Below are 23,324 nucleotides of genomic sequence, written 5' to 3'. Positions count from 1 at the left end.
TGATGTGAGCGCAACCACTGTAATCCAATTTTGCGGCTCAAGAGCGGACAGTCTAATCAGCCAGAGGCTGATTGACGACCTTGCTTTGGGTTTAATATAGCGGTTCGAAATGTGCCGTTGGCTAAGTTTGGAGTTGATTATGTCTGCTGCGTTACCTGCTTTAGCGTTTGCTGGAATTGGCCTGATGGGGCTACCCATGACGCGTCGTTTAATGGCGGCCGGTTATCCGTTGACGGTGTGGAATCGTTCGGCAGATAAATGTCAGTCGTTGATTGATCAGGGCGCGAGCGTTGTGACTCAGCCGGCTCAACTCTGCGGCGCAGCGAATATTGTCATGCTCTGCCTGGCCACTACAGATGTGGTGCGTGAGGTTGTGTTCGGCCCGGGCGGTATTGTCGAAACGGCAAGGCCGGGGCAGTTGTTGGTTGATTTTTCCAGCCTTGATCCTGCGCAAACCCGAGACATGGCCGCCGAGCTTGAGCGCCGCACCGGCATGCGTTGGATTGATGCGCCGGTCTCGGGCGGCACCCCGGGTGCCGAGGCCGGGTCATTGGCGATTATGGCGGGCGGCGCGGTGGAGGATATCGAGCAGGTCAGGCCGATTCTTGCCAATCTTGGGCAGCGCCTGACTCGCATGGGCGAGGTCGGTGCGGGTCAGGTGACCAAGGTATGCAACCAGATGATTGTCGCGTGCAATGCCTTGGTGATTGCCGAGGTGGTCGCCTTGGCTGAAAAGTCCGGAGTGGATGCAAGCTTGATCGCGCCTGCGCTGGCCGGCGGTTTTGCTGACTCGAAGCCCCTGCAAATTCTTGCACCGCAAATGGCCGCGAGCGAGTTCGAGCCAGTAAAGTGGCATGTCCGCACATTGCTTAAAGATCTGGATACGGCGGTGCGAGTCGCCCAGCAAACGGGCAGTGCCACGCCAGTCACGGGTTTGGCGGCGCAGCTGATGCGTTTGCATGGCAGCCAGGGCAATCTGGAAAAAGATCCTGCTACATTGGTGCAACAGTACCGCGGAGAAACTGAATGAACATCAGCGCAAATTTATCAATGCTATTTACTGAACTGCCCTTGGTTGATCGCGTCGTTGCGGCGAGTGCGGCGGGCTTTGATGGCGTTGAAATCCAGTTTCCATACGAAGTGCCCGCCATGCGCATGAAAGAAGCGCTTGAAGCGGCTGGCATGCCGTTGCGCTTAATCAATCTGCCTGCTGCTGACTTGATGACAGGCGGTTGTGGTTTGGCAGCGGTGCCGGCGCGACAGGCCGAGTTTGATCAAGCGCTGGATGACGCCCTGAGTTATGCGGCGATGGTCCGCCCCGCGATGGTTAACGTGCTGCCGGGGCGGCTGGCGGAGGGTGTCAGCCGCGAGCAAGCGCTGCAGACCTTGGCCGCGAATCTGCGCAAGGCCGCCGATGCCTTCGCTGTGCTGGGTATCGGGGTGGTTTGCGAGGCGGTCAATACAACGGATATGCCGGGTTTCTTGATCAGCAACGCTGAGCAACTGGATGAACTGTTGCGTGCGGTCGATCACCTTAACTGCAGCGCCCAGTTTGATTTCTATCATATGGCCATGCAGGGCGAAGATCTCAGTGCAGGCATTCAGCGCCTTAAAGGCCGAATCGGCCATGTGCAATTTGCCGATTGCCCTGGTCGTGGGGCGCCGGGCAGCGGCACTCTGGACTTTATCAGCGCATTGAAAACGCTCAGCAGCAGTGGGTACGACGGTTGGATCGGTGCTGAATACAAACCTGATGCGCAGGGCACCTTGGCCAGTCTGGACTGGATGGATGAAATGCGCCAAATGCTTGGCAAGGCCTGATTTATGAGTTGAGCGACTGGCAGTATGGGCTTAACGAACCGAGTTACCGACCAGGTTGCTCTTCTCTGCCGAGTAATCTGTCAGAAAGCTTAATAACTGCTGCATTGGGATGGGGCGGCTGAGCAGGTAACCCTGAATGCTGTCGCAGCGTAACTCACTCAGAAAACTCAGCTGCTGGGGGGATTCAACACCTTCAGCGACCACCTTCAGCTTCAGCGAGTGAGCCATTGCGATAATGGCTTGGACAATCTCCATGTCCTCATGGGAGCTGGGGATGTCCTGAATAAATGAGCGGTCGATTTTCAAGGTGTCGATGGGGAGGCGCTTGAGGTAGGCGAGCGATGAGTAACCTGTACCAAAGTCATCGATGGATACGCTTACGCCCTTAGTGCGCAGTTCGTGAAGCAAATCCACTGCTTGTTCAATGTTGCCCATAAGGGCGTTTTCAGTGACTTCCAGCTCAAGCAGTTGGGCGGGCACGGAGAAGTTCAGCAGCGCATCGCTGACTTCCTGGCTCAATTCTCTGCGACCTAAACTCAATGCCGAGCAATTGATTGCGATTTTGACCTGCTCGTGACCTTCATCTGCCAGGCGTGAAAGATCGCAACAGGCGCGGCGCAGCACCCAGTTATCCAGCTCGGCAATAAAGCCATTGGCCTCGGCTATACCGATAAAACGATCCGGGCTGAGCAGGCCGCGCTGCGGGTGCTGCCAGCGGACCAACGCCTCGAGCTTAGTGAGCTTACCGCTGTGCAGGTCGAGAATCGGCTGGTAGAACAGTTGCAGACCTTCATCATTACGCAAGGCATTGTGCAGCTCTTCTTCGAGCAAAAGCGCTACGCTGGCCTTGGCTTTTAGCTGAGAGTTGAATGTATGCATCTGGTTACGTCCGCTATCTTTAGCTTGATAGAGCGCAAGATCTGCGTGTTTAAGCAGTTCATCCGGAGTGTTGCCATCCTCTGGAAACAGGCTGATGCCGATGCTGGTGGTCATCACCATATGGCGGCCATTGATCACGATAGGTTCTTTCATTGCCAGCAGTATTCGTCCAGCCAACACCCGCGCCTCGTCTTTCGATTTGAGGCTTGCAAGTACGCAGAACTCATCACCACCCAAACGAGAGAGTACGTCGTCCGTACGCAAGGCTGAGCTAATGCGCTCTGCAATGACTTTCAGCATGCTGTCGCCGATTGAATGCCCAAGGCTGTCGTTGATGCGCTTGAAATGATCGATATCGATAACCAGCACGCCAAGTGAGGTATTGCCTTGCTGGTGCTTGAGCAGTTTTTCAGTGAATGCGAGGTTCAAGCCACGGCGGTTAAGGTGCTGAGTCAACACGTCGTAGTTAGCCGCTTGCTGTAACGAGGTGCGGGCATAATCCAGTTGGTTGAGCAGGCTGTTCACCCGGTGCAGGTCACGCTGACTGGTGACCAGTTGCTTGTCGCGGGCAGTGGCAACCAGGCTAGCAGCAAATCCCAACAAGGCCAGGCACGAGACAATCAGCGCCATGTGCGATTGGCCCATGAGCGTGTCTGTCTGACCAGCCTCTGGCAAGCGCGCATATACAGCTTGGATGCCGAAGCTGTGAATAAACTCAATCGCCAATGCCAGTGATACGCAGGCGGTGATGCGGCTTAACCACGCCGCCCAAGGGGACTGTGTTTGCTGGCGTGCGTAGCTGTAGAGAGCGGCGTAGCAGAATGCGCTGGACAATATTAGCGCGGCCATGAGCACGACGGGCGAATACAATAGGGCAATCACTTGATCATTTTGCGCGGTTGCAAACACATGGAGTGCGCCGCTGCTTAAACTGATCAGTAGCGAGGTTGTGAATAACCATGCAGCTGTTGTCCGGCCTTTGGAAATGCTCAACATCGCTAAAAAAGCACAGCCTGTTGCCACGCATAATGAGCTGAAGTCTGCGCCGGCTCCCGAGGTGGTTGGCGCATATTCAGCTTCAGGCAGTTGATTAATAAAGTGCAGCACCCATGAGCCGCTGCCTAGACACAGGGCGCCGACAATTCGCCACAGCCAACGGCTCAGTGGCTGCTCCGCCTGGCTGATGCGGTCAATCACCTCAAGCACTGTGTAGCAGGCAACACAGGCCAGCAAAAAAGCCAGCAACATCAAGCTCAGGCTTTGATGGCTGCCTTCTAGCAAGCGGCCATCTGCTGGCATTAGCCGGGTCAATCGCAGGTCGATCCAATCCATGATGGTTTCTCCACGTTGCCCGCGTGCTGTCGGCAATCATTCAAGTGATTGTAGTCACTCGTCATAACTTAGCTCAGCGAAGGTTGTTAAAGGTACGCGTTGGGTTAGACCTTAGGATTCAGCGCGCGAATAGTCACAGACATCTGCCGCGCGAGGCTCTAGCTTGAGCTGCCAACCGAGGACTGAAACGCAGCATTTGGTTTCAGCCTACACAACAAAAATAATAGGACATTTCGCATGCAACCCACTCCGCAGGCGGCCAATGCATGGCGCATTTTGTTTTTGCTGTTTCTGGCCAATATGTTCAATTTTTTCGACCGCACCATTCCGGCGATCATTATCGAGCCCCTGCGTAAGGAATGGAGCCTGAGCGATCTGCAACTGGGCTTGGTCGGTACTGCCTTCACTATTGTTTACGCGATTGCCGGTCTGCCCCTTGGGCGTATGGCCGATACAGGTGCACGGCGCAAAATCATGGGCTGGGGCTTGGCGGCGTGGAGTGGATTAACCGCGATCAACGGCCTTGCCTGGAATTTCTGGAGTTTCTTGCTGATCCGCATGGGCATCGGTATTGGCGAGGCGAGCTACGCCCCGGCAGCAAACTCCTTGATCGGCGATTTGTTTCCCGCACATAAGCGTGCACGAGCGATGGGTATTTTCATGCTCGGATTGCCCATTGGCTTGCTCTTGGCATTCTTCACCATCGGCAGCATGGTGCGCATATTCGACAGCTGGCGCGCGCCATTTTTTATCGCGGCAGTGCCCGGTTTGCTGCTGGCGCTGATGATGTTCTTTATCAAGGAGCCGCAACGGGGTGCGGCTGAAAGCGTCAAGGTTTCCACCGAGAAAATTGACAAGCCGCTGCGCAAGGTATTGGCCATCCGTACTTTCTGGTGGCTGGTGCTGGCAGGATTGGCATTTAACTTTGCAACCTATGCCTGCAACTCATTTATGGTGCCTATGCTGCAACGCTACTTCTTGCTGCCGTTAGAGCAAGCGGCTGTGGCGACGGGCGTGATTGTCGGCTTGACTGGCCTGTTTGGTTTGACCCTGGGCGGCTGGATTGCGGACAAGATTCATCAGCGCTCTGAAACCGGGCGGCTGCTGTTCGCGGCTTTGAGCATGTTGATTGCAACGCTGGCAACCGGTTATGCGTTGTTTTCCGGGCGTATTGAAATTGGCGTATTTGTGGGGGTATTCAGCCTCGGCTGGTTGTTCTCGTACAACTTCTACACCTGTGTGTACACCGCGATTCAGGATGTTGTCGAACCCCGTCTACGGGCCACGGCAGTTGCTCTGTTTTTTGCCGGCTTGTACTTGCTCGGCGGTGGCCTTGGCCCATTAGCCGTAGGCTTGTTGTCTGATCATTTTGCCCACGCCGCTATGCTGACCGCAGGCGCCAGCGAGATGAGCGAGGCGTTCAAGGCAGTTGGTCTGCATGATGCGATGTACCTGATTCCCGTGGCATTATTCATGACTATGCTGGCGTTGATTCAGGCTTCGCGTTGCTTTACCGCAGATGCTCAGCGCATGCAGCAGAAAATGTCTGAAGACGCTGCAGTTCAGCCGGAGCTGGTATTGGCCTGAACAACTGCGAGTTTTCAGCGTACAAAGAAGCCCGCAATAGCGGGCTTCTTTGTTCAGGTGGGTCGGTTAGCCCGCGACCAATACCCGTATTGCTTCGAGGCGCAGCGCTGCTTTGTCGAGCGAGGCCAACGCTTGCTCACGTTGACTGCGCAGGGTTTCAATCTCGCTGTCGCGCACGCTTGGGTTTACCGCTTGCAGGGCGGTGAGTCGCGCCAGTTCTTCATCCATGTCGGCGGTCAGGCGGCGCTTAGCCTCAGCAACACGCTCCAGGTGACGCGGCATGACCTTCTCTTCACCGACACCAATCTGTGGGTTAAGTGAGTCACGCTGAGCCTGAACGAATTTGTTGGCGCTGGCACGGGGCACGCTTTCCAATTGGTCGTTGAGGGTCTCGAAGGCAACCTTGTGCGCCAGATCATTACCGTTGGCGTCAAGCAGGCAGCGCAGCGCGGCTGGCGGCAGGTAGCGGCCAAGTTGCAAGGCGCGAGGGGCAACTACATCGCTGACGTACAGCAGTTCAAGCAATACGGTGCCGGGTTTGAGGGCTTTGTTTTTGATCAAAGCAACACCGGTATTACCCATCGAGCCGGAGCGCACCAGATCCATGGCGCCTTGCACCATCGGGTGCTCCCACGTCAGGAACTGCATGTCTTCACGGCTCAGCGCCAGGTTGCGGTCATAGGTGATGGTCACGCCTTCGTCGTCGCCCAATGGGAAGCTGGCATCGAGCATCTTCTCGCTAGGGCGCAGGATCAGTGCATTTTCCGAGTGGTCTTCACTGTCAATGCCGAAGGCGTTAAACAGCTGCTCCATGTAGATCGGCAGCGCGAACTGATCGTCTTGCTCTTCAATGTCAGCGGCCAAGGTTTGACCTTCACCGGCACCCCCAGAGTTGAGTTCCAGCAGGCGGTCGCGACCGGCGTGCAACTCGCCTTCGAGGCGCACACGCTCGGTTTTGGCTTCATCAGCCAAGGCTTGCCATTCGTTGTCATCGCCACTTTCCAGCAGCGGCAACATACGGCTGCCGAACTGGTGTTGCAGTGCGTTACCAGTCGGGCAGGTGGCCAGAAATGCATTAAGCGCATTGTGATACCACTGGAATAGCCGCTCTTGCGGGCTGCTCTCAAGGTAGGGCACATGCACCTGGATTCGGTGTTTCTGGCCGATACGGTCAAGACGGCCAATTCGCTGTTCAAGCAAGTCGGGGTGAGCCGGCAGGTCAAACAACACCAAGTGGTGTGCGAACTGGAAGTTGCGGCCTTCGCTGCCGATTTCGGAGCAAATCAACACCTGAGCGCCGAACTCTTCGTCAGCGAAGTAAGCCGCCGCGCGGTCACGCTCAAGAATGCTCATTCCTTCATGGAACACGGTGGCTAGGATGCCAGACCGGACTCGCAGTGCGTCTTCGAGATCGAGCGCGGTTTCTGCGTGGGCGCAGATCACCAGTACCTTGAATTTCTTGAGCATTTTCAAGGTGTCGATTAACCATTCGACCCGTGGGTCGAAGCGCCACCAGCGCTGGTCTTCATCCACCTCGGCTTGAGCTTGATAGCTCACTTCCGGATACAGGTCCGGATGCTCGCCAATCGGCAACTCCATGTATTCGTCGGGGCTTGGCAGCGGGTAGGCGTGCAGCTCACGCTCAGGGAAACCCTGAACTGCAGCGCGGGTGTTGCGGAACAGCAAGCGGCCAGTACCATGACGATCGAGCAATTCGCGGATCAAGCGGGCCGAGGCTTCGCTGTCGCCATCATTGACTGCGGCCAGCAGGCCCTCGCCTTCTGCACCGAGGAAGTCATGAATGGTTTTGTGCGCTTCTGGCGACAGCCGACCTTGGTCCAGCAGTTCCTGAACGGCCTCGGCAATCGGCTTGTAGTTAGCGCTTTCGGCCCGAAAGGCCTGGAGGTCGTGAAAACGATTCGGGTCGAGCAGGCGCAAGCGGGCAAAGTGGCTGTCCTGGCCCAGTTGCTCGGGGGTTGCCGTCAGCAGCAGGACGCCTGGGATAACTTCAGCCAGTTGTTCAACCAGTGAGTATTCAGGGCTGGCGTGCTCAGGGTGCCAAACCAAGTGGTGGGCTTCGTCGACGACAAGTAAGTCCCAACCCGCCGCAAACACCGCATCTTGGGCTTTTTCGTCTTCGCGCAGCCATTCCAGCGCAACCAGCGCAAGTTGGCAGTCTTCAAAGGGGTTGCTGGCGTCACTTTCAATAAAACGCTCGGCATCGAACAGGGCGACGTCGAGGTTGAAGCGCCGGCGCATTTCAACCAGCCACTGATGCTGCAGGTTTTCCGGCACCAGAATCAGCACCCGGCTTGCCCGGCCAGAGAGCAACTGGCGGTGAATCACCATGCCCGCTTCAATGGTTTTGCCCAAGCCCACTTCATCCGCCAGCAGCACCCGCGGTGCGATACGGTCAGCTACTTCGCGGGCAATGTGCAATTGGTGTGGAATGGGTTGCGCGCGCACCCCACCCAGGCCCCAGAGCGACGACTGCAGGTGGCTGCTGGTGTATTCAAGGGTGCGATAACGCAGGCCGAACCACGCCAGCGGATCAATTTGACCGGCGAACAGGCGATCGCTGGCCAAACGGAACTGGATAAAGTTGGAGAGTTGGGTCTCCGGCATGGTCACGCTTTGATGCTGCGCATTCAGGCCGTGATAGACCAGCAAGCCGTCGATATCGTCGACTTCCTGTACGGTCAGCTTCCAGCCTTCAAAGTGGGTGATCTCATCGCCGGGCGAGAAACGCACACGCGTTAGCGGTGCGCTGCGCGCAGCATATTGACGGGTTTCGCCAGTCGCCGGGTAAAGCACCGTGAGCATGCGGCCTTCCTGCATGAGGATAGTGCCCAACCCCAGTTCTGCTTCGCTGTCACTGATCCAGCGTTGCCCCGGTTCATACTGCTGCGCCATGCCTGTCTCCCGCGTGAAAAAGCCGGCTATGTTAACCGCTACGGGCGGTTTAGGCCAAAGCCGCATTGATCTTTTAGTATTTTGCTGGTTATAAGAAACAATAAATGTGCCGAAAGTGTAGTGAGGGCGAGCTCATGTTTGGACTAAATTGGTCGATAGACTGACCAAAGGAGGGTCAATCCGTGTTGCCACCTATTCCGCATAGCATGGCCCCAGTTACCGCCAGTCAGGATGTGGTCAAGCCAAAACCGCTCACCCCGCCCGTCGTGCCTGTGGCTGAAACGAGCAAGGAAAGCGCGCTCAATCTGGATAAACGTCATCCGCAAGATGCCGAAGCGATTTTGCGTGAAGAACAGCGCCGGCAGCAAAAACGCTATGCCGCTGCATTGCTCGCGGAGTCAGGTGACGATCAAGAAAATCCTGTGCCTGAAATGGACGACGAGGAACTGCCACGTCAGGGATTATGGGTGGATATTGAAGTCTGAGCGGCCGACAATAAGGCGCTTCCCTCTGCCTTGAGAGCCTATCGCTGTGAACCTGTTTGCTGACATGCCTTTGCAGTTGCCTGACGCTGAGCTGGATTTTCATCCGCATTGGCTGGGCGCTGAACGGGCCGACCAGTGGTTAAAGGCGCTTTACCAGCAAACCCCTTGGCAACAACCTCAGGTGCAGCTATTTGGACGAACGCATCCTGTGCCGCGCCTACTGGCTTGGTATGGGGACGAAGGCGTGGGTTATCGCTACTCAGGTTTGTATCATCCGCCATTGACCTGGACCCCATTGCTGGCCGAGATCCGCGCCCAACTAAGTGCCTTTGTAGGTCAGCCACTTAATGGCGGGCTGCTCAATTATTACCGCGATGGTCAGGACTCGATGGGCTGGCACAGCGATGATGAGGCCGAGTTGGGGCGCAACCCCATTGTGGTTTCCCTGAGCCTTGGCGGCAGCAGGCGCTTTGATCTGCGGCGTAAAGGCCACCAGCGCATTGAGCACTCGCTGCAGTTGGATCATGGTTCACTACTGGTCATGCGCGCAGCAACCCAGCATTATTGGCAACATCAGATCGCCAAGACTCGCAAACCCTGCGCGCCACGGCTAAATCTAACTTTTCGTTATCTGCTGAATGGGGAAGGCTCTAATCATGGGTAATGACGACAACCTGATCGACTTCAACGCCGAGCGTGGCAAGCGTATTCACGACCTGCACGATAAAAAGCTCGATGACATGCGCAAGGCTTTTGAACAGGCGTTGCCCTTGCCGAAAGCAAAGAAAGCCAAAGGCAAACCGAAGAAGAAGCGCTAAACAGCACGCAGCCGCTCAAAGACCAAGCCTCGGTTGGGCATGTGTGGCAACGCCCAGCGTGTCCGCCATGATTACGCCCCTTGCCGAATATCCATGGTCGCGAAGGGACACTTGTAGGGTGTGGCAACGCGAAGCTTGCCCACCATTGATCAAACGCGGCGTGGCTCAATCATAGGCAAAGTGGTTGGCTATTTGCAGCGCTTAACGGTGGATGGAAGGAACCTCATCGCGCCCAAGGCGGTAATCTATTGACCCAGATCAAATTCTGCCGCTGATTCATTCCCGCCTCGGGATCATTATTGATCCAAGTCAAATCCAGCCTGCTCGTAGTTGCGTATCTTGGACTCATTCCAGATCACACGCCGCTTAGGAGGCAACCATGTTTATCGACACTGTCGTTCTTGCAGGTATTGGCACTGTATTGCTGATGTTCGCCTTCTTTGGCGGGGTCGGTATGTTTATTTGGAAAGACTCGCACAAGCCCAAGTAAGGCTGAGTCTTTCAACACGACTGCACGCAAGGCAGCTTCAGGCGACTTAGGTCGCCTTTTTTTTGTCATCGCCCGCAATGGGCGTGGCTGGTTGTTAACCTCTCCCACGTAAGCCAATTTGGCGCCTCCCTGGCTTGAGCAGGCTAAAATTCAACGCCGGCTGAGCAACAGTATTGTTAGCATGGACTAGACGAATTTAGTTAGCTGGCTAATAATTGTCACGCTATATGGCGCGCTTTGCCCGCCAATCCGCTATTTTCATAGTCAAATGCTTTCCCGGAAACAGTTATGCCCCACGCATTGCTGGCCTTTATTGCGCCCAGCCGACACGCCATACAGTTTGCGATCAAAACATTGCTCGGAGCAGGGCTGGCGTTGTGGTGCGCGATGCGTTTGGGTCTGGAACAGCCGGTCTGGGCGATGATGACCGCATTCATTGTGGCGCAGCCGCTGTCCGGCATGGTGGTCCAAAAAGGCTTGGCGCGTATGGTCGGTACCATGATCGGCACCATTATGTCGGTGCTATTTATCGGCCTTTTTGCGCAGACACCCTGGCTGTTTATCGGCGCTCTGGCGCTCTGGCTGGCGACCTGTACGGCGCTCTCAACCATGCTGCGCAGCGCTTGGTCATACGCCTTTGTGCTCGCGGGCTACACCGTGGCTATTATCGGTTTGCCAGCGGTGGCCATTCCGCTGACCGTGTTTGATCAAGCGGTCGCGCGCTTCACCGAAATCTCCTTGGGTATTTTCTGTGCGACCGCTGCTAGCGCGATTATCTGGCCGCAGCGTGTTGAAGTGCAGCTGATCAACCAGGCCAATATCGCCTGGCGAGCTGGTTTGAATGCCGCCTCGCTGGCATTAGCCGAAGAGGGTCATGCGCGCCAAGGCCTGTTGCAGGTATTGGGTCACATTGTTGCGGTCGACTCTCAGCGTGAGCATGCGTGGTTTGAGGGTGTGCGGGGGCGCCAGCGCGCTGCTGCTTTGCGGGTGTTGAGTCGTGATTTGCTGAATATGTTGCGCCTTGCCCGTGGGGTTGGCCGTCAACTGCGTCAGCTCAGTGCACAAGAACGCGAGTGTATTGAGCCGTTGATCCGAGCGGCGCGCGAGCAGTTTGATCAAGAGCAGATGAGCGGTTTGGAAGGCTTGGCCGAGCGCGTTCGTTTGGCCGCGCTCAGCGAGCAACTTAATCCCGCGCAGCAGATCTGCCTGGAGCGCTTGTTGCTGTTGGTCACGCGTATGCAGGTGGCTGATCAATCCTTGCATGCCGTGGAGCAGGGCGTTGCGCCGCGCAATGCGCCTGAGCCATTGTCCTGGCACAGCGATTGGCAAACCGCATTGATTTACGGCGCCCGCAGCGCATTAGCCTTTCTGGCGTTTGCCTCATTTTGGATGGCAACCGGTTGGACGTTTGCAACGGGTGGCATCTTGATGACCGCGGTGGTCTGCAGCCTGTTTGCCAGCCGTGATAATGCAGCGCAGATCGGTTTGATGTTCTTGCGCGGCATCTTCGTTGCGATTCCTGTGGCTTTTGTCGTGGGAGAACTGGTGTTGCCGCAACTCAGCAGCTTTGCCATGCTCTGTTTGGCCATGGGGATTCCGTTATTTTTTGCAGCGCTGGGCATGTGCAACCCGGCAATGGGCGCCACAGCCACTTCGTTTGCGCTGCACTTTATTTTGCTCTGTGCGCCGCAAAACCAGATGAATTTCAGCGTCACCTATTTCCTTAATTCGGCACAGGCCTTGATTATGGGCGTTGGCTTTGCCGTGCTGGCGTTCAAGTTGATTTCAATCCGCAGCCCGCGTTGGCTCGGCGGCCGCTTGTTGGATGCAACGCTGACCGACCTGAGCCGCTTGACTCGACGCCCATTGAAGGGTGCGGATAACTGGTTTGGTGGGCGTATTGCTGATCGATTGTTGCAGCTGGCGCGCCATTACCCGGCATTACCTGATGCAACTCGCACGCGCTGGGATGACGGCATCGCCAGCCTCGACCTTGGTGATGAGTTGCTGCATTTGCGTGCTTGTCTTGATGCTGGCAGTAAGTCGGTGGGGGTTGCTGAGCAGCATTTTTTACAGGCGCTTGATCAGCAGCTGCGCATTGGGCCGGGTGCCGAGCGCGAAGAGGCGCTGGATGCAGCAGTTGATGACTTGTTACAGGCACTCAATGCCGACACGTCCAGTATCGACCGGCGCTTGGCGCGAGCCGCTTTGTTGCAGTTACAGTTAGGCTGGAAAAAGTGGTGCGCCCTCAAAGGAGAGCAATATGGGCTTGCATGAATGGTCGGTGGGGGGTGTCCTGCTGAGTCCATTTCTTATCTATGTGGTGCTGGCATTTGCCGTCACCGGCGTGCTGCGTTTACTCCTTGTGCGCCTAGGCGCTTCACGCTGGATTTGGCATGAAGCACTGTTTGATACGGCGCTGTTTGTGTGTGTGTTGGCCAGCATTGTTGCGGTGCTTGGGCGTTAGGGCGTCTCTGAAAAACGACTGCTACCTTTTTCTGAGCTCCCTCAGTTATGGAGAATCAATTTATGCGTTCAACGATTCGTGTGTGCATCACTCTTGCCGTTGTGCTGGCAGCTGTGTTTGCTGGCCACTGGTTATGGAATTACTACATGTATTCGCCATGGACGCGTGATGCACGGGTGCGGGCAGATGTGGTCACCATTGCACCTGATGTGTCTGGTGCGGTGGTGGGCTTGTCAGTCCAGGATAACCAGCGGGTGAAGGTGGGCGATCTGCTGATGCAAATTGATCCCGAGCGCTATGACGTTGCCCTTGAACAAGCCAAAGCCGCGCTGGATACACGTAAACAACAGTTAAGCCTGCGTCAGCATGAAGCCGCTCGACGTGCGCGCTTGGGCTCCCAGGCTATCAGCGCCGAGTTGCGCGAGAACTCGCAAATTACTGCGCAGATCGCATTGGCTGAATACCATGAGGCCGAGGCGGCTGTTAAGCAGGCTCAGCTGAATGTCAGCCGCAGTCGCCTGCTGGCAACGCGCAATGGTTACATCACCAATTTGCAGTTGGCTGAGGGCAATTACGTTCAGTCCGGGCAGCCAATGCTGGCGCTGGTGGATGAGGACTCTTATTACGTTCAAGCCTATTTTGAAGAAACCAAGCTGGCAAAAATTGCCGTCGGTGATGAAGTTGAGGTGTGGCTGATGAGTTATCAGCATCCCCTTAAAGGCCATGTGCAAAGCATTAGTCGCGGCATTACTGATCGCAACGCCAGTCCTGACCAGCAGCTGCTGGCCAATGTCGAGCCGACGTTCAACTGGGTGCGTTTAGCCCAGCGTATCCCCGTGCGGATCAAGCTGGACGACATGCCCAAGGAGGTCTTGTTGAGTGCGGGCATGACCGCCAGTGTCAAGGTGTTGGATAAGCGCTAGGTTATGGTTTTGGGTGACGGTGCCGTCACCCAAATGCGCTGCATTAGAAGCGTGCGACCTTTGCGGGCGTACGTTGCATGATGACCTTGCCCGCGCGAATCGACGTCAAGGCATAGCCTTGAGTACGGATCATCTCGTAGTCGCTAGGTGCAGAAAGCAGCAACAGGTTGGCAGGGCGGCCGGCTTCCAGGCCGTAGCGTTCACCGAGGTTCAAGGTGCGTGCACTGTTGTCGGTAATCAGGTCGAGGGCACGCTGTAAATCGGCATAGCCGAGCATATGACAGATGTGCAGACCTGCTTCGAGTATGCGCAGAATGTTGCCGTTGCCAAGCGGATACCAAGGGTCAACGATTGAATCCTGGGCGAAGCAGACATTCATCCCCGCGCGATCAATTTCGGCAACCCGGGTCAGGCCGCGACGTTTGGGATAGGTGTCAAAACGCCCCTGCAAGTGAATGCTTTCGGTCGGACAGGAGATGAAGTTGATCCCCGACATTTTCAATAAACGAAACAGCTTTGAGCAGTATGCGTTGTCGTATGAGCCCATGGCAGTGGTGTGGCTGGCGGTGACGCGAGCGCCCATGCCGCGCACTCGGGCTTCTTCGGCGAGTACTTCCAGGAAACGAGAATGCGGGTCGTCGGTTTCATCGCAATGCACATCCACCAGGCAGCCCGTGCGTTCAGCCAAATCCATCAGGAATTTGATTGAGCTGACACCTTGGTCGCGGGTGTTTTCAAAATGGGGAATACCACCCACCACATCGGCCCCCAGTTCGACCGCTTGCTCCATCAGTGCACGGCCGTTGGTAAACGACTCAATACCTTCTTGCGGGAATGCCACAATCTGCAGGTCGATCAGGTGGCGAGTTTCTTCGCGCACCTCAACCATGGCCTTGAGTGCGCCCAGTGTAGGGTCGGTGACATCAACATGGGTGCGCACATGCTGAATGCCGTGCTCAACCAGCATGTCGATGGTTTTTTTGGCGCGCAGCTTGGTGTCTTCATGGGTGACCTGAGCCTTGCGCTTGCCCCACAATTCGATGCCTTCAAACAATGTGCCGCTCATGTTCCACGCCGGGTCGCCAGCAGTAAGCGTGGCATCGAGGTGGATATGGGGTTCAACGAAGGGGGCGATCACCAGATTTCCGCCTGCATCAAGGTCATCAGTCGCCGCACTGATGGTCGGGCTGTGCGGGCTGATCTCTGCGATTCGGTCCTGTTCTAAGACGATACGGTACAGGCCTTCGCGACCCCGTAGTCGGGCGTTAATGATGTTCATGCAGTACTCCTGGCAGGGCGAGAAGAGGACAGTCGCCAAATCAGCAGTGCGATGCTGATGTTCAGGCGGTCGTGGGGATTGGTAAATGAGCTGCCTGTCAGCGTCTCTATGCGCTGCGTTCGATAACTCATGGTATTGCGGTGTACGCCAAGGCGCTGCGCGGCGAGGGCGAGGTTGCCGCACTCGTGAAACCAGGCTTCTAGCGTTGGCATCAGCACCGGGTCGTGACGGTTGTCGTCGCTGATGATTGGGCCGAGCACCTTGTCGACGAATTTGTCGAGCACGCTGCGATCACGGATAGCGCCGAGCAATTCAATCGCGCCTAACTCGTTGAAACTGCAAACGCCCAAGCGTTCGGGGAAAGATTGCGCTGCAATCAACGCTTGGCGGGCCTCATGCAAACCATGGGCAAAACGTTCAGGGCCATGGCCGGTGGTGCTCAGCCCCAGGTAAAGCCGCAGGGGGGCGAGTTCAGGGTTAAGTTCTTCAATCAACGCCACCATGACTTGGCGATTCTGCTGCTCACTGGCAGCAAGCAGGACAATCCAGTGTTCACCTTGGCATACGGGTGACAAGGCCTGGCCAAGCGCTTCCAGGCGTTGTTGAAGTGCGCGTTGCAAGCGCTCACGGCTGCTTTGCAGGGTGCGTTCAGCCTGATCCGCACCAAAGGCTTCGATCAGGCGTTCGCTGCCTTCAAGTTTAAACAGTGCCACTTGCCGACTTGTTGCCAATGGCAAACCCAGGCTGTGCGCACGTTGCAGCAATAAGTCGAGCGACTGCACATCACCTTCGAGCAATTGTTCCAGCAGATGTTGCCGCGAGCGACCCAGCATTTGCGCTTGGACCAATGCGGTGCCAATGGCTTGCGTGACCAGCACCATTTTCAGCGAGTAAGGCTGCTCGATCAGCGGTACACCCAAATGCTGAGCGGTATCGATGACGCTCTGCGGGATCTGTTTGATGTACTCAGGGCCGGTCAATATGACCAGTCCAGCGGCAACACGCTGGTGGGCTTGGCGCACCAACAACAGGAGGTTTTCCTCACTGCGCGGATGATTAATACCGGTGACGAACACCAATTCGCCACCCATGATCCACTCGGCAATGCTGCTGTTTTCGGCTACATAAGGCCAGCGAACCGGGTTGCTTTGCATCGCTGCACCGGCCCGCAACCGCAGGCTCTCGAGACCGGGAAGCGCCAGTATGTCGGCCAGGGTAAGGCTCATTTAATTCACTGAGCCCGAGGCGTTTGCTGCGCTTTTGCCTAGCGCTGGGCTGAGCACTTTCGACAGCACAATGTAGGCAAATGCAGCTACGCCAATCCCGACAATAGGTGCCACCCATGGCGATATATAGGCGCATATGGCGCCGGCCAGATAGGCGCTGAGGCCAATCCAGTTGAACGCGGGTAATTGGGTGTCAGCCAGTTTTGGGTACTGGCCTTTATGCCCATAGAAAAAGTCCGCCATGATCACGCCGCCGATTGGCGGGATGATCGAGCCGAGCAGAATCAGAAATGGGATGAGCATTTCGTACATGCCGGCAATCGCCAGCAGCGTACCAATACCTGCGCCGACAACAGTGACCAGTTTGCGCCGATCAGTGCGCAACAAGTTGCAGCCCGCTGCAGCGAAGTTGTAGATGGTGTTGTCCTGTGTGGTCCAGAGGTTAAGGAACAGCATGACTACCGCGGCCATCGACAGGCCCTGGAGCACCAGTACTTCAACCACATCGGGCTGTTGGTAGACAATGGCGCCATAAGCACCTGCAACTATCATCAAACCGTTGCCGATAAAGAACCCGAACAGGCTGGAGAGCATCGCCACGCGGCCGCTTTTGGCAAAACGCGTCCAGTTGGTGGCTTGGGTCGCGCCACTGACAAAGGTGCCGAAAACCATGGTGATCGCCACGCTCAGGCTCATGTTTTCCTTGGGTTCGATGGCCATCAAGGCGCTCATGCCGCCTGCATCACGGGTGGCAATCCACAATGAGCAGCCAAGCAGCACCATCATCGCCGGGACGGCGACCCGCGACAGCATATCCAGGCCTTTGTAGCCGATGAACGCGGTGACACAGAAGCCAAAACCAAAGAGCACCATCAAGGCGGTGGTCAGCCCTTGGGGTAAGCCAAGAATTTTCACCAGAACGATGGCGATAGTCGCCGTGCCCCAGGCATACCAACCGATTTGGGTAAAACCGAGCAGTACGTCCGACAATTTGCTGCCGATTTCGCCGAAGCAGAAGCGGCCCATCAATACCGAGTTTAAACCGCTGCGGCAGGCGATCAGGCCCAGAATTGCGGCGTACATGCCAAGCAGCAGGTTGCCAATCACGGCGGCCCAGATTAGCGAAGTGAAATCAAAGGCCATACCGATTTTACCGCCAGCAAACATGGTGGCCGTAAAGAAGGTAAAGCCGAACAAAAGAATCGAAGTTGAAAACAGGCCTTTGCGGGCACCTTGCGGTACTTCGCTGAGCGGGTAGTCGCTGTCGTTGCTACTGGTTGCCATAAGTTGAACTCCACAGGGGTCAGTGAAGTATTTGGCATAGCAGATGGCGTGCCAGCCTGCTAATTCTTGAATACCCACTTCGCGCAGAATGATCATCACAACAGGTTTTGTGCGTGATGCACAAAAAATACCGGGATATCAGCGGCGATTGCCACGAAGTATTGTGGTGGATATACAGATTAGGTCAAGCGTGGTGCGTGCAAAATTTAGCTGCACCCTGACTGTGCGCTGGCCGATGCTCAGGCTCAACGCACGCTGCTGGTTGTGGCTACTTAGCTGATCGTGACCTGAGGCATTGGTGGCATTTCAACGGTTTGTTTTTTGCGTGGCGCGAGAATTTCGGCTTCACCGTCTACCACGATTTCGTCACGCTGATTCACCACGCGAGTGGCAATGCGGACCCGGAATTTTGGCAGCTTTTCAAGAATCTCGAGCTGCACGGTGAGCGTGTCACCGAGCTTCACCGGCAAGGTAAAGCGCATGGTCTGGCCCAGGTAGATGGTGCCAGGCCCTGGCAGCTCACAAGCCACTGCAGCGCTGATCAATGCACCGCTGAACATGCCGTGCGCAATGCGCTCCTTGAACATGCTTTCAGCTGCAAACTGGGCATCCAGGTGAACTGGATTGTTATCGCCAGAAACTGCGGCAAACAGCTGTACGTCACGCTCCTCGACAGTCTTGCTGTAGGTGGCTTTTTGGCCGACTTCGAGTTCGTCGTAAGGCGTATTGCTGAGTTGGCTCATGGATGGATCTCCTGGATCACGGAACGAAACGGGCGGGGCTGGTCAATGGACTGCTCCAGCCAATCGATAATAAATCTGCTGACCTCATCGCGATTATGCTCGTTGAGCAATTCATGACGAGCATCAGGGTAAATTTTCAAGTCAACATGCTGCTTGCCGGACTCTTTAAGAGCGCCGGCTAAGTCTGCAAGACGTTTACCTTGGCTGACCGGGTCACGTGCACCGCCAATTATCAACAGCGGTAGGCTGGCTTCGATCTGGGCCAGTTTTGCCAACGCAGTGATGTCCTGCAGGCCAGCGAGCAAGTCGAGCCATAGCTGATTGCTACAGCGAAAGCCGCAGAGCGGATCCTTAACATAGTTGTCCACTTCGTCTGGATCACTACTCAGCCAGTCAAATGCTGTGCGGTTGGGCTTGAAAGCCTTATTAAACGAACCAAACGAGAGGAACTCGATCAGCGCGCTATGCCCCGTTGGCCCTTGGCGCCAGGCCTCAAATCGAGCAACTGCCCGCGCGCTTTTATACAGCGCAACAGGTTGATAATTGGAGCCCGAGAGCACGGCGCCGTGAACACTACAGCTGTGCTGCATCAGATAGGCTTGAGCGATATAGCTGCCCATGCTGTGGCCAAAGAGAAATATCGGCGCTAGCTCGTGCTGGTGGCGGATCAGGTGATTGATGCAGGCCAGGTCATTGACCACCAAACTCCAGCCATTGGCGTCGGCGTAGTGACCCAAGGTGCCATTTTCAGCTGTTTTGCCGTGGCCGCGCTGATCGTGGGCGTAAAGTTCAAAGCCATTGGCAACCAGTGCTTCGCCGAGGCGGGCATAGCGGCCGCTGTGTTCCGCCATGCCATGGGCAAGCATGACGATGGCTTTAGGTGGCTGCTCGCCGAACCAGCGGTTTATGTATAGCGGCGTGCTGTCACTACTTTTATGCCAAAAAGCCTCGTGTTGCATGGCGAATCCTTAGCCGGCGTGAACCGCTATTGTAGAACCAGGCCGATTGCTTTGACAGCCGAATGACTTAGCCACAGATTCATGTCATTGATGAAGGGTGTTCGGCTATAGGCGTGTCAGTGAGTTACTGTTAACTTTCGCTTAGCCCAGCAGGTCTGGATCGGTAATTACCCGCTACGCTTACGGCGTGTACCTCATCTATGGGGTCGGTCGCGCCTATGCTGCGTTACAGATCGGAGCATGTGCCCGTTTGCGACCTGCTTTTAAAAATCCGGGCAGATATTTTTCAGGGGAAGGGGATAAAAATAATGCAACCTGAGTTCTGGAGCGGTAAACGCGCCACTGGTGTACCCGACAACATTGACCTGAGTGCATTTCGTTCAGTCAATGAAGTGTTTGAGCGATCCTGCAAAAAATTCGCAGACCGCCCGGCATTCAGCAACATGGGCGTAACCTTGACCTATGCCGAGCTGGATCGTTTGTCCGCGGCCTTTGCCAGTTACCTGCAAAAACGTACCGACCTCAAGCCGGGCGATCGCATTGCGGTGCAAATGCCCAATGTTCTGCAATACCCCATTGCCGTATTCGGTGCGATGCGCGCCGGGCTGATTGTGGTCAATACCAACCCGCTGTACACCGCCCGGGAAATGCGCCATCAGTTTAAAGACTCGGGCGCGCGCGCATTGGTGTACCTGAATATGTTTGGCAAACTGGTGCAGGACGTGCTGCCAGACACCGACATTGAGTACCTGATCGAAGCCAAAATGGGTGATTTGCAGCCCTCACTGAAAGGCTGGCTCGTCAATACCGTGGTCAAACACGTCAAGAAGATGGTGCCCGATTACCAACTGCCGCAGGCGCTAGCTTTCAAGACAGTGCTCAAGCAAGGGCAGGGCGGCGCGTTGCAACCGATCAGTGTGGGGCATGACGATATAGCCGTGCTGCAATACACGGGCGGCACTACGGGTGTGGCCAAGGGCGCGATGCTGACCCACGGCAATCTGGTCGCCAACATGTTGCAAATTGATGCGTGCATGCAGCAGCTCGATGACGATGGCGCTCCGCTGATGAAACAGGGGCAAGAGGTGATGATTGCGCCATTACCGCTCTACCATATCTATGCATTCACCGCGAATTGCATGTGCATGATGGTCAACGGCAATCACAATGTACTGATCACCAATCCCCGGGATATTCCTGGCTTTATTAAAGAACTGGGCAAGTGGCAGTTTTCTGCGTTACTGGGCTTGAATACCTTGTTTGTGGCGCTGATGGACAATCCCGAGTTCAAAAACCTCGATTTTTCCAAGCTCAAACTGACTAACTCAGGCGGCACAGCGCTGGTTAAAGCCACTGCTGAGCGCTGGAACGAGGTCACGGGTTGCACGGTTGTCGAAGGCTATGGCCTGACCGAAACATCCCCGGTTGCCAGCACTAACCCGTACGGCAAGCTGGCGCGTCTGGGCACTGTGGGGCTTCCCGTGCCGGGCACCGCGTTTAAAGTGATAGACGACGATGGCGTTGAACAGCCTTTTGGTGAGCGTGGTGAACTCTGTATTCAAGGCCCGCAGGTGATGAAGGGCTACTGGCAGCGACCAGAGGCAACCGCTGAAGTGCTCGACACGGATGGCTGGTTCAAAACCGGTGACATCGCGGTGATCGATGAAGAGGGTTTCACTAGCATTGTCGACCGCAAAAAAGACATGATCATCGTTTCGGGTTTTAACGTGTATCCCAATGAAATCGAAGACGTGGTTATGAGCCATCCGCAGGTTGCCAGTTGCGCCGCGGTAGGTATTGCAGATGAAAAATCAGGCGAGGCGGTCAAGCTTTTCGTTGTTGCACGTGAAGGCGGGCTTAATGAGGCTGAGTTGAAAGCTTTCTGCAAAGAAAATTTCACAGCCTACAAGGTGCCCAAACAGATCGTGTTCCGCGATTCTCTGCCAATGACCCCTGTAGGCAAAATTCTACGCCGCGAACTTCGCGATATTGCGTAGCCGGTTCTAAAAAGCCCTCCCTCGGGTTCAAGCCAAGCGTTGGTGCCTCTAGCTCCAGCGCTTGGCTTTTTTATGCGCGGCTTACGGGCACTGCGGCAATCGGCGTACAGTAATTAACGAAATGGCGCGTGAGGGTTGAAGATTCAATGATTTTTGTGACTGAAACCGGCTCGCTGGTTTTCAGTGTGACCGGCTGGGTTGTGTTTGGTGCTGGTCGATCTCCGGCAAAGCTGCTAACCTCGGCCCGCTTTTGGCCCGTGTAACGGTTAAGCTTCAGGCATATAAACAACAATACAACTGCTGAAACAGCGGTGATGAATAGATGTAACTGAGGAGTGGGCTTCCATGATCGAAAACTTCTGGAAGGATAAGTATCCAGTTGGGGTTGCTGCCGAGATCAACCCGGACCAATACCCTAATATCCAAGCGGTTTTGCAACAGTCCTGCCAGCGTTTCGCTGATAAGCCTGCTTTTACCAATCTGGGGAAAACCCTGACCTACAGCGATGTTTACAAGCTGTCTGGTGAGTTTGCTGCGTATCTACAAAACCACACCGATCTGCAGCCTGGCGACCGTATTGCCGTGCAGATGCCTAATATTCTGCAGTACCCCGTGGTTGTATTTGGTGCCATTCGTGCGGGTCTGGTGGTGGTCAACACCAACCCCTTGTATACAGCACGCGAAATGGAACACCAGTTCAATGACTCGGGCGCTAAAGCATTGGTCTGTCTGGCCAATATGGCGCATTTGGCTGAGCAAGTTGTACCAAAAACTGGGGTCAAGACCGTTATCGTCACGGAAGTGGGCGATATGTTGCCTTTGTTCAAACGCTTGCTGGTCAACGCCGTGGTCAAGCACGTTAAGAAAATGGTACCGGCTTACAACTTGCCGCAGTCCATCAGTTTTCTAAGCGCTTTGGCCAAGGGCCATGGCCAACAGGTTAAAGAAGCTGCGCCAGCAAACAGTGAAGTAGCGGTTCTGCAATACACGGGCGGCACCACTGGTGTTGCGAAAGGGGCGATGCTTACGCACCGCAACCTGGTTGCCAATATGCTGCAAGTGCGTGAGTTGATGGGCGCCAACCTCAATGAGGGTTGTGAAGTGGTGGTTGCACCTCTGCCGCTTTATCACATCTACGCCTTCACCTTTCATTGCATGGCAATGATGCTGATCGGCGCGCACAACATTCTGATCACCAATCCACGTGATTTACCTGCAGTCGTCAGTGATTTGTCCAAGTACAAATTCACCGGTTTCGTTGGCCTCAACACCCTGTTTGTTGCCTTGAGCAATTTTGAGGGTTTCCGCAAGCTCGACTTCTCTGCTTTGAAACTGACCGTTTCGGGTGGCATGGCTTTGCAGCAGGCCACGGCTGAGCGTTGGAAAGCCGTAACCGGCTGTGCGGTTTGTGAAGGTTTCGGCATGACCGAAACCAGTCCGGTTGCAACGGTTAACCCATTCAGCGCCATTCGCTTGGGCACCATTGGCATTCCAGTGCCATCGACCTTGTGCCGAATTGTTGATGACGAAGGCAAAGTGCTTGAACTGGGCGAGACTGGCGAGATCTGCGTTAAAGGTCCGCAAGTGATGAAAGGTTACTGGCAGCGTCAGGAAGCTACCGACGAAATTCTCGATGCTGATGGCTGGCTGAAAACCGGCGATATCGGTTTGATTGAACCGGATGGCTACTTGCGCATTGTCGATCGCAAGAAAGACATGATTCTGGTTTCGGGTTTCAACGTCTACCCGAACGAGCTGGAAGACGTGCTGGCGACGCTGCCAGGCGTTCTGCAGTGCGCGGCGATTGGCGTGCCTGACGAGAAGTCGGGTGAGGCGATTAAAGTCTTTGTCGTGGTCAAACCGGGCGAAAACGTCACCAAAGAGCAAGTCATGGCGCACATGCGTGCCAATCTGACTGGCTACAAAGTGCCGAAGAGTGTCGAGTTCCGCGACATGCTGCCAACCACCAACGTGGGTAAAATCCTGCGCCGTGAATTGCGGGACGAAGAGCTGAAGAAGGCAGGCGTCAAGTAGCGGCTGCTGGATAATGACAAAACCTCGCTACGGCGGGGTTTTGTCATTTTGCGGCTGGCAAAATACCTGCCTGGCTGAACCCCGCGT

General features: G+C 55.6%; 19 protein-coding genes. 12 read left to right on the top strand and 7 right to left on the bottom strand.

What is annotated here, in order from left to right; genetic code table 11:
• Window positions 1-139: 139 nt before the first annotated feature.
• Window positions 140-1,030 (top strand): NAD(P)-dependent oxidoreductase, encoded by an 891-nt coding sequence (locus AACY09_RS03245; protein ID WP_339486029.1) that lies wholly within the window; start codon window positions 140-142, stop codon window positions 1,028-1,030.
• Complete coding sequence (locus AACY09_RS03240; RefSeq protein WP_339486027.1) at window positions 1,027-1,821, top strand: hydroxypyruvate isomerase family protein; 795 nt, start codon at window positions 1,027-1,029, stop codon at window positions 1,819-1,821. The genes AACY09_RS03245 and AACY09_RS03240 overlap by 4 nt, the downstream gene beginning before the upstream one ends.
• Before the next feature lie 30 nt (window positions 1,822-1,851).
• On the opposite strand, the gene AACY09_RS03235 is transcribed toward AACY09_RS03240, so the two are convergent.
• Complete coding sequence (locus tag AACY09_RS03235; RefSeq protein ID WP_339486025.1) at window positions 1,852-4,032, bottom strand: putative bifunctional diguanylate cyclase/phosphodiesterase; 2,181 nt, start codon at window positions 4,030-4,032, stop codon at window positions 1,852-1,854.
• A 237-nt stretch (window positions 4,033-4,269) separates the two neighbouring features.
• On the opposite strand from AACY09_RS03235, the gene AACY09_RS03230 reads away from it, so the two are divergent.
• A complete protein-coding gene (locus tag AACY09_RS03230) occupies window positions 4,270-5,619 on the top strand; it encodes a spinster family MFS transporter (protein WP_339486023.1) in 1,350 nt (449 codons plus the stop codon).
• A gap of 66 nt (window positions 5,620-5,685) precedes the next feature.
• Here AACY09_RS03230 and rapA read toward each other — a convergent pair whose 3' ends face one another.
• Window positions 5,686-8,532, bottom strand: a complete 2,847-nt coding sequence (rapA, locus tag AACY09_RS03225; RefSeq protein WP_339486021.1) for an RNA polymerase-associated protein RapA — start codon at window positions 8,530-8,532, stop codon at window positions 5,686-5,688.
• Window positions 8,533-8,714: 182 nt separating this feature from the next.
• Here rapA and AACY09_RS03220 point away from each other — a divergent pair, with 182 nt between their 5' ends.
• The 7 genes from AACY09_RS03220 to AACY09_RS03190 all read left to right on the top strand — a co-directional run bounded on the left by AACY09_RS03220 (window position 8,715) and on the right by AACY09_RS03190 (window position 13,715).
• On the top strand, window positions 8,715-9,017 hold the full coding sequence (locus AACY09_RS03220; protein ID WP_339486020.1) for an aspartate-semialdehyde dehydrogenase: 303 nt from the start codon (window positions 8,715-8,717) through the stop codon (window positions 9,015-9,017).
• Between the two features lie 46 nt (window positions 9,018-9,063).
• Window positions 9,064-9,681, top strand: a complete 618-nt coding sequence (locus tag AACY09_RS03215) for an alpha-ketoglutarate-dependent dioxygenase AlkB family protein (RefSeq protein WP_339486018.1) — start codon at window positions 9,064-9,066, stop codon at window positions 9,679-9,681.
• Window positions 9,674-9,835 carry a hypothetical protein gene (locus AACY09_RS03210; protein ID WP_339486017.1) on the top strand — a complete coding sequence of 54 codons (162 nt, stop codon included), beginning with the start codon at window positions 9,674-9,676 and terminating at the stop codon, window positions 9,833-9,835. Before AACY09_RS03215 ends, AACY09_RS03210 begins: the two co-directional genes overlap by 8 nt.
• Window positions 9,836-10,214: 379 nt before the next feature.
• Window positions 10,215-10,325 (top strand): cytochrome c oxidase subunit CcoM, encoded by a 111-nt coding sequence (gene ccoM / locus AACY09_RS03205; protein WP_339486015.1) that lies wholly within the window; start codon window positions 10,215-10,217, stop codon window positions 10,323-10,325.
• A gap of 288 nt (window positions 10,326-10,613) precedes the next feature.
• The gene (locus AACY09_RS03200) at window positions 10,614-12,602 is read left to right on the top strand and encodes an FUSC family protein (protein WP_339486014.1); all 1,989 of its coding nucleotides are present in this window, start codon (window positions 10,614-10,616) and stop codon (window positions 12,600-12,602) included.
• Window positions 12,589-12,792 carry a DUF1656 domain-containing protein gene (locus AACY09_RS03195; RefSeq protein WP_339486013.1) on the top strand — a complete coding sequence of 68 codons (204 nt, stop codon included), beginning with the start codon at window positions 12,589-12,591 and terminating at the stop codon, window positions 12,790-12,792. The genes AACY09_RS03200 and AACY09_RS03195 overlap by 14 nt, the downstream gene beginning before the upstream one ends.
• A 62-nt stretch (window positions 12,793-12,854) precedes the next feature.
• On the top strand, window positions 12,855-13,715 hold the full coding sequence (locus AACY09_RS03190) for an HlyD family secretion protein (protein ID WP_339486011.1): 861 nt from the start codon (window positions 12,855-12,857) through the stop codon (window positions 13,713-13,715).
• 43 nt (window positions 13,716-13,758) lie between these two features.
• Here the strand turns inward: AACY09_RS03190 and codA are convergent, their stop codons facing one another.
• From codA to AACY09_RS03165, 5 genes are all read right to left on the bottom strand, one after another.
• On the bottom strand, window positions 13,759-14,994 hold the full coding sequence (codA, locus tag AACY09_RS03185; RefSeq protein WP_339486009.1) for a cytosine deaminase: 1,236 nt from the start codon (window positions 14,992-14,994) through the stop codon (window positions 13,759-13,761).
• A complete protein-coding gene (locus tag AACY09_RS03180) occupies window positions 14,991-16,220 on the bottom strand; it encodes a PucR family transcriptional regulator (protein ID WP_339486008.1) in 1,230 nt (409 codons plus the stop codon). The genes codA and AACY09_RS03180 overlap by 4 nt, the downstream gene beginning before the upstream one ends.
• The gene (gene codB / locus AACY09_RS03175) at window positions 16,221-17,504 is read right to left on the bottom strand and encodes a cytosine permease (protein WP_339486006.1); all 1,284 of its coding nucleotides are present in this window, start codon (window positions 17,502-17,504) and stop codon (window positions 16,221-16,223) included.
• A gap of 272 nt (window positions 17,505-17,776) precedes the next feature.
• Window positions 17,777-18,247: a MaoC family dehydratase gene (locus tag AACY09_RS03170; RefSeq protein WP_339486004.1), complete on the bottom strand. Its 471-nt coding sequence runs from the start codon at window positions 18,245-18,247 to the stop codon at window positions 17,777-17,779.
• Window positions 18,244-19,206: an alpha/beta hydrolase gene (locus AACY09_RS03165; protein WP_339486002.1), complete on the bottom strand. Its 963-nt coding sequence runs from the start codon at window positions 19,204-19,206 to the stop codon at window positions 18,244-18,246. The genes AACY09_RS03170 and AACY09_RS03165 overlap by 4 nt, the downstream gene beginning before the upstream one ends.
• Window positions 19,207-19,514: 308 nt before the next feature.
• On the opposite strand from AACY09_RS03165, the gene fadD2 reads away from it, so the two are divergent.
• Window positions 19,515-21,203, top strand: a complete 1,689-nt coding sequence (fadD2, locus tag AACY09_RS03160; RefSeq protein ID WP_339486001.1) for a long-chain-fatty-acid--CoA ligase FadD2 — start codon at window positions 19,515-19,517, stop codon at window positions 21,201-21,203.
• Between the two features lie 345 nt (window positions 21,204-21,548).
• A complete protein-coding gene (fadD1, locus tag AACY09_RS03155; protein WP_339485999.1) occupies window positions 21,549-23,237 on the top strand; it encodes a long-chain-fatty-acid--CoA ligase FadD1 in 1,689 nt (562 codons plus the stop codon).
• Window positions 23,238-23,324 lie beyond the last annotated feature (87 nt).

The organism is Pseudomonas sp. EL_65y_Pfl2_R95, assembly GCF_963971045.1.
In the GTDB taxonomy this organism is placed as follows: domain Bacteria; phylum Pseudomonadota; class Gammaproteobacteria; order Pseudomonadales; family Pseudomonadaceae; genus Aquipseudomonas.
The sequence above is the reverse complement of the archived record's forward strand: the minus strand, read 5'-3'. Positions and strand labels throughout refer to the sequence as shown.

Coding starts and splice junctions, on each gene's coding strand:
- codB (WP_339486006.1), bottom strand. CDS start 17,504: ATGGCAACCAGTAGCAACGACAGCGACTACCCGCTCAGCGAAGTACCG.
- AACY09_RS03180 (WP_339486008.1), bottom strand. CDS start 16,220: ATGAGCCTTACCCTGGCCGACATACTGGCGCTTCCCGGTCTCGAGAGC.
- AACY09_RS03170 (WP_339486004.1), bottom strand. CDS start 18,247: ATGAGCCAACTCAGCAATACGCCTTACGACGAACTCGAAGTCGGCCAA.
- AACY09_RS03235 (WP_339486025.1), bottom strand. CDS start 4,032: ATGGATTGGATCGACCTGCGATTGACCCGGCTAATGCCAGCAGATGGC.
- codA (WP_339486009.1), bottom strand. CDS start 14,994: ATGAACATCATTAACGCCCGACTACGGGGTCGCGAAGGCCTGTACCGT.
- rapA (WP_339486021.1), bottom strand. CDS start 8,532: ATGGCGCAGCAGTATGAACCGGGGCAACGCTGGATCAGTGACAGCGAA.
- fadD1 (WP_339485999.1), top strand. CDS start 21,549: ATGATCGAAAACTTCTGGAAGGATAAGTATCCAGTTGGGGTTGCTGCC.
- AACY09_RS03210 (WP_339486017.1), top strand. CDS start 9,674: ATGGGTAATGACGACAACCTGATCGACTTCAACGCCGAGCGTGGCAAG.
- ccoM (WP_339486015.1), top strand. CDS start 10,215: ATGTTTATCGACACTGTCGTTCTTGCAGGTATTGGCACTGTATTGCTG.
- AACY09_RS03230 (WP_339486023.1), top strand. CDS start 4,270: ATGCAACCCACTCCGCAGGCGGCCAATGCATGGCGCATTTTGTTTTTG.
- AACY09_RS03165 (WP_339486002.1), bottom strand. CDS start 19,206: ATGCAACACGAGGCTTTTTGGCATAAAAGTAGTGACAGCACGCCGCTA.
- AACY09_RS03190 (WP_339486011.1), top strand. CDS start 12,855: ATGCGTTCAACGATTCGTGTGTGCATCACTCTTGCCGTTGTGCTGGCA.
- AACY09_RS03195 (WP_339486013.1), top strand. CDS start 12,589: ATGGGCTTGCATGAATGGTCGGTGGGGGGTGTCCTGCTGAGTCCATTT.
- AACY09_RS03240 (WP_339486027.1), top strand. CDS start 1,027: ATGAACATCAGCGCAAATTTATCAATGCTATTTACTGAACTGCCCTTG.
- AACY09_RS03200 (WP_339486014.1), top strand. CDS start 10,614: ATGCCCCACGCATTGCTGGCCTTTATTGCGCCCAGCCGACACGCCATA.
- fadD2 (WP_339486001.1), top strand. CDS start 19,515: ATGCAACCTGAGTTCTGGAGCGGTAAACGCGCCACTGGTGTACCCGAC.
- AACY09_RS03245 (WP_339486029.1), top strand. CDS start 140: ATGTCTGCTGCGTTACCTGCTTTAGCGTTTGCTGGAATTGGCCTGATG.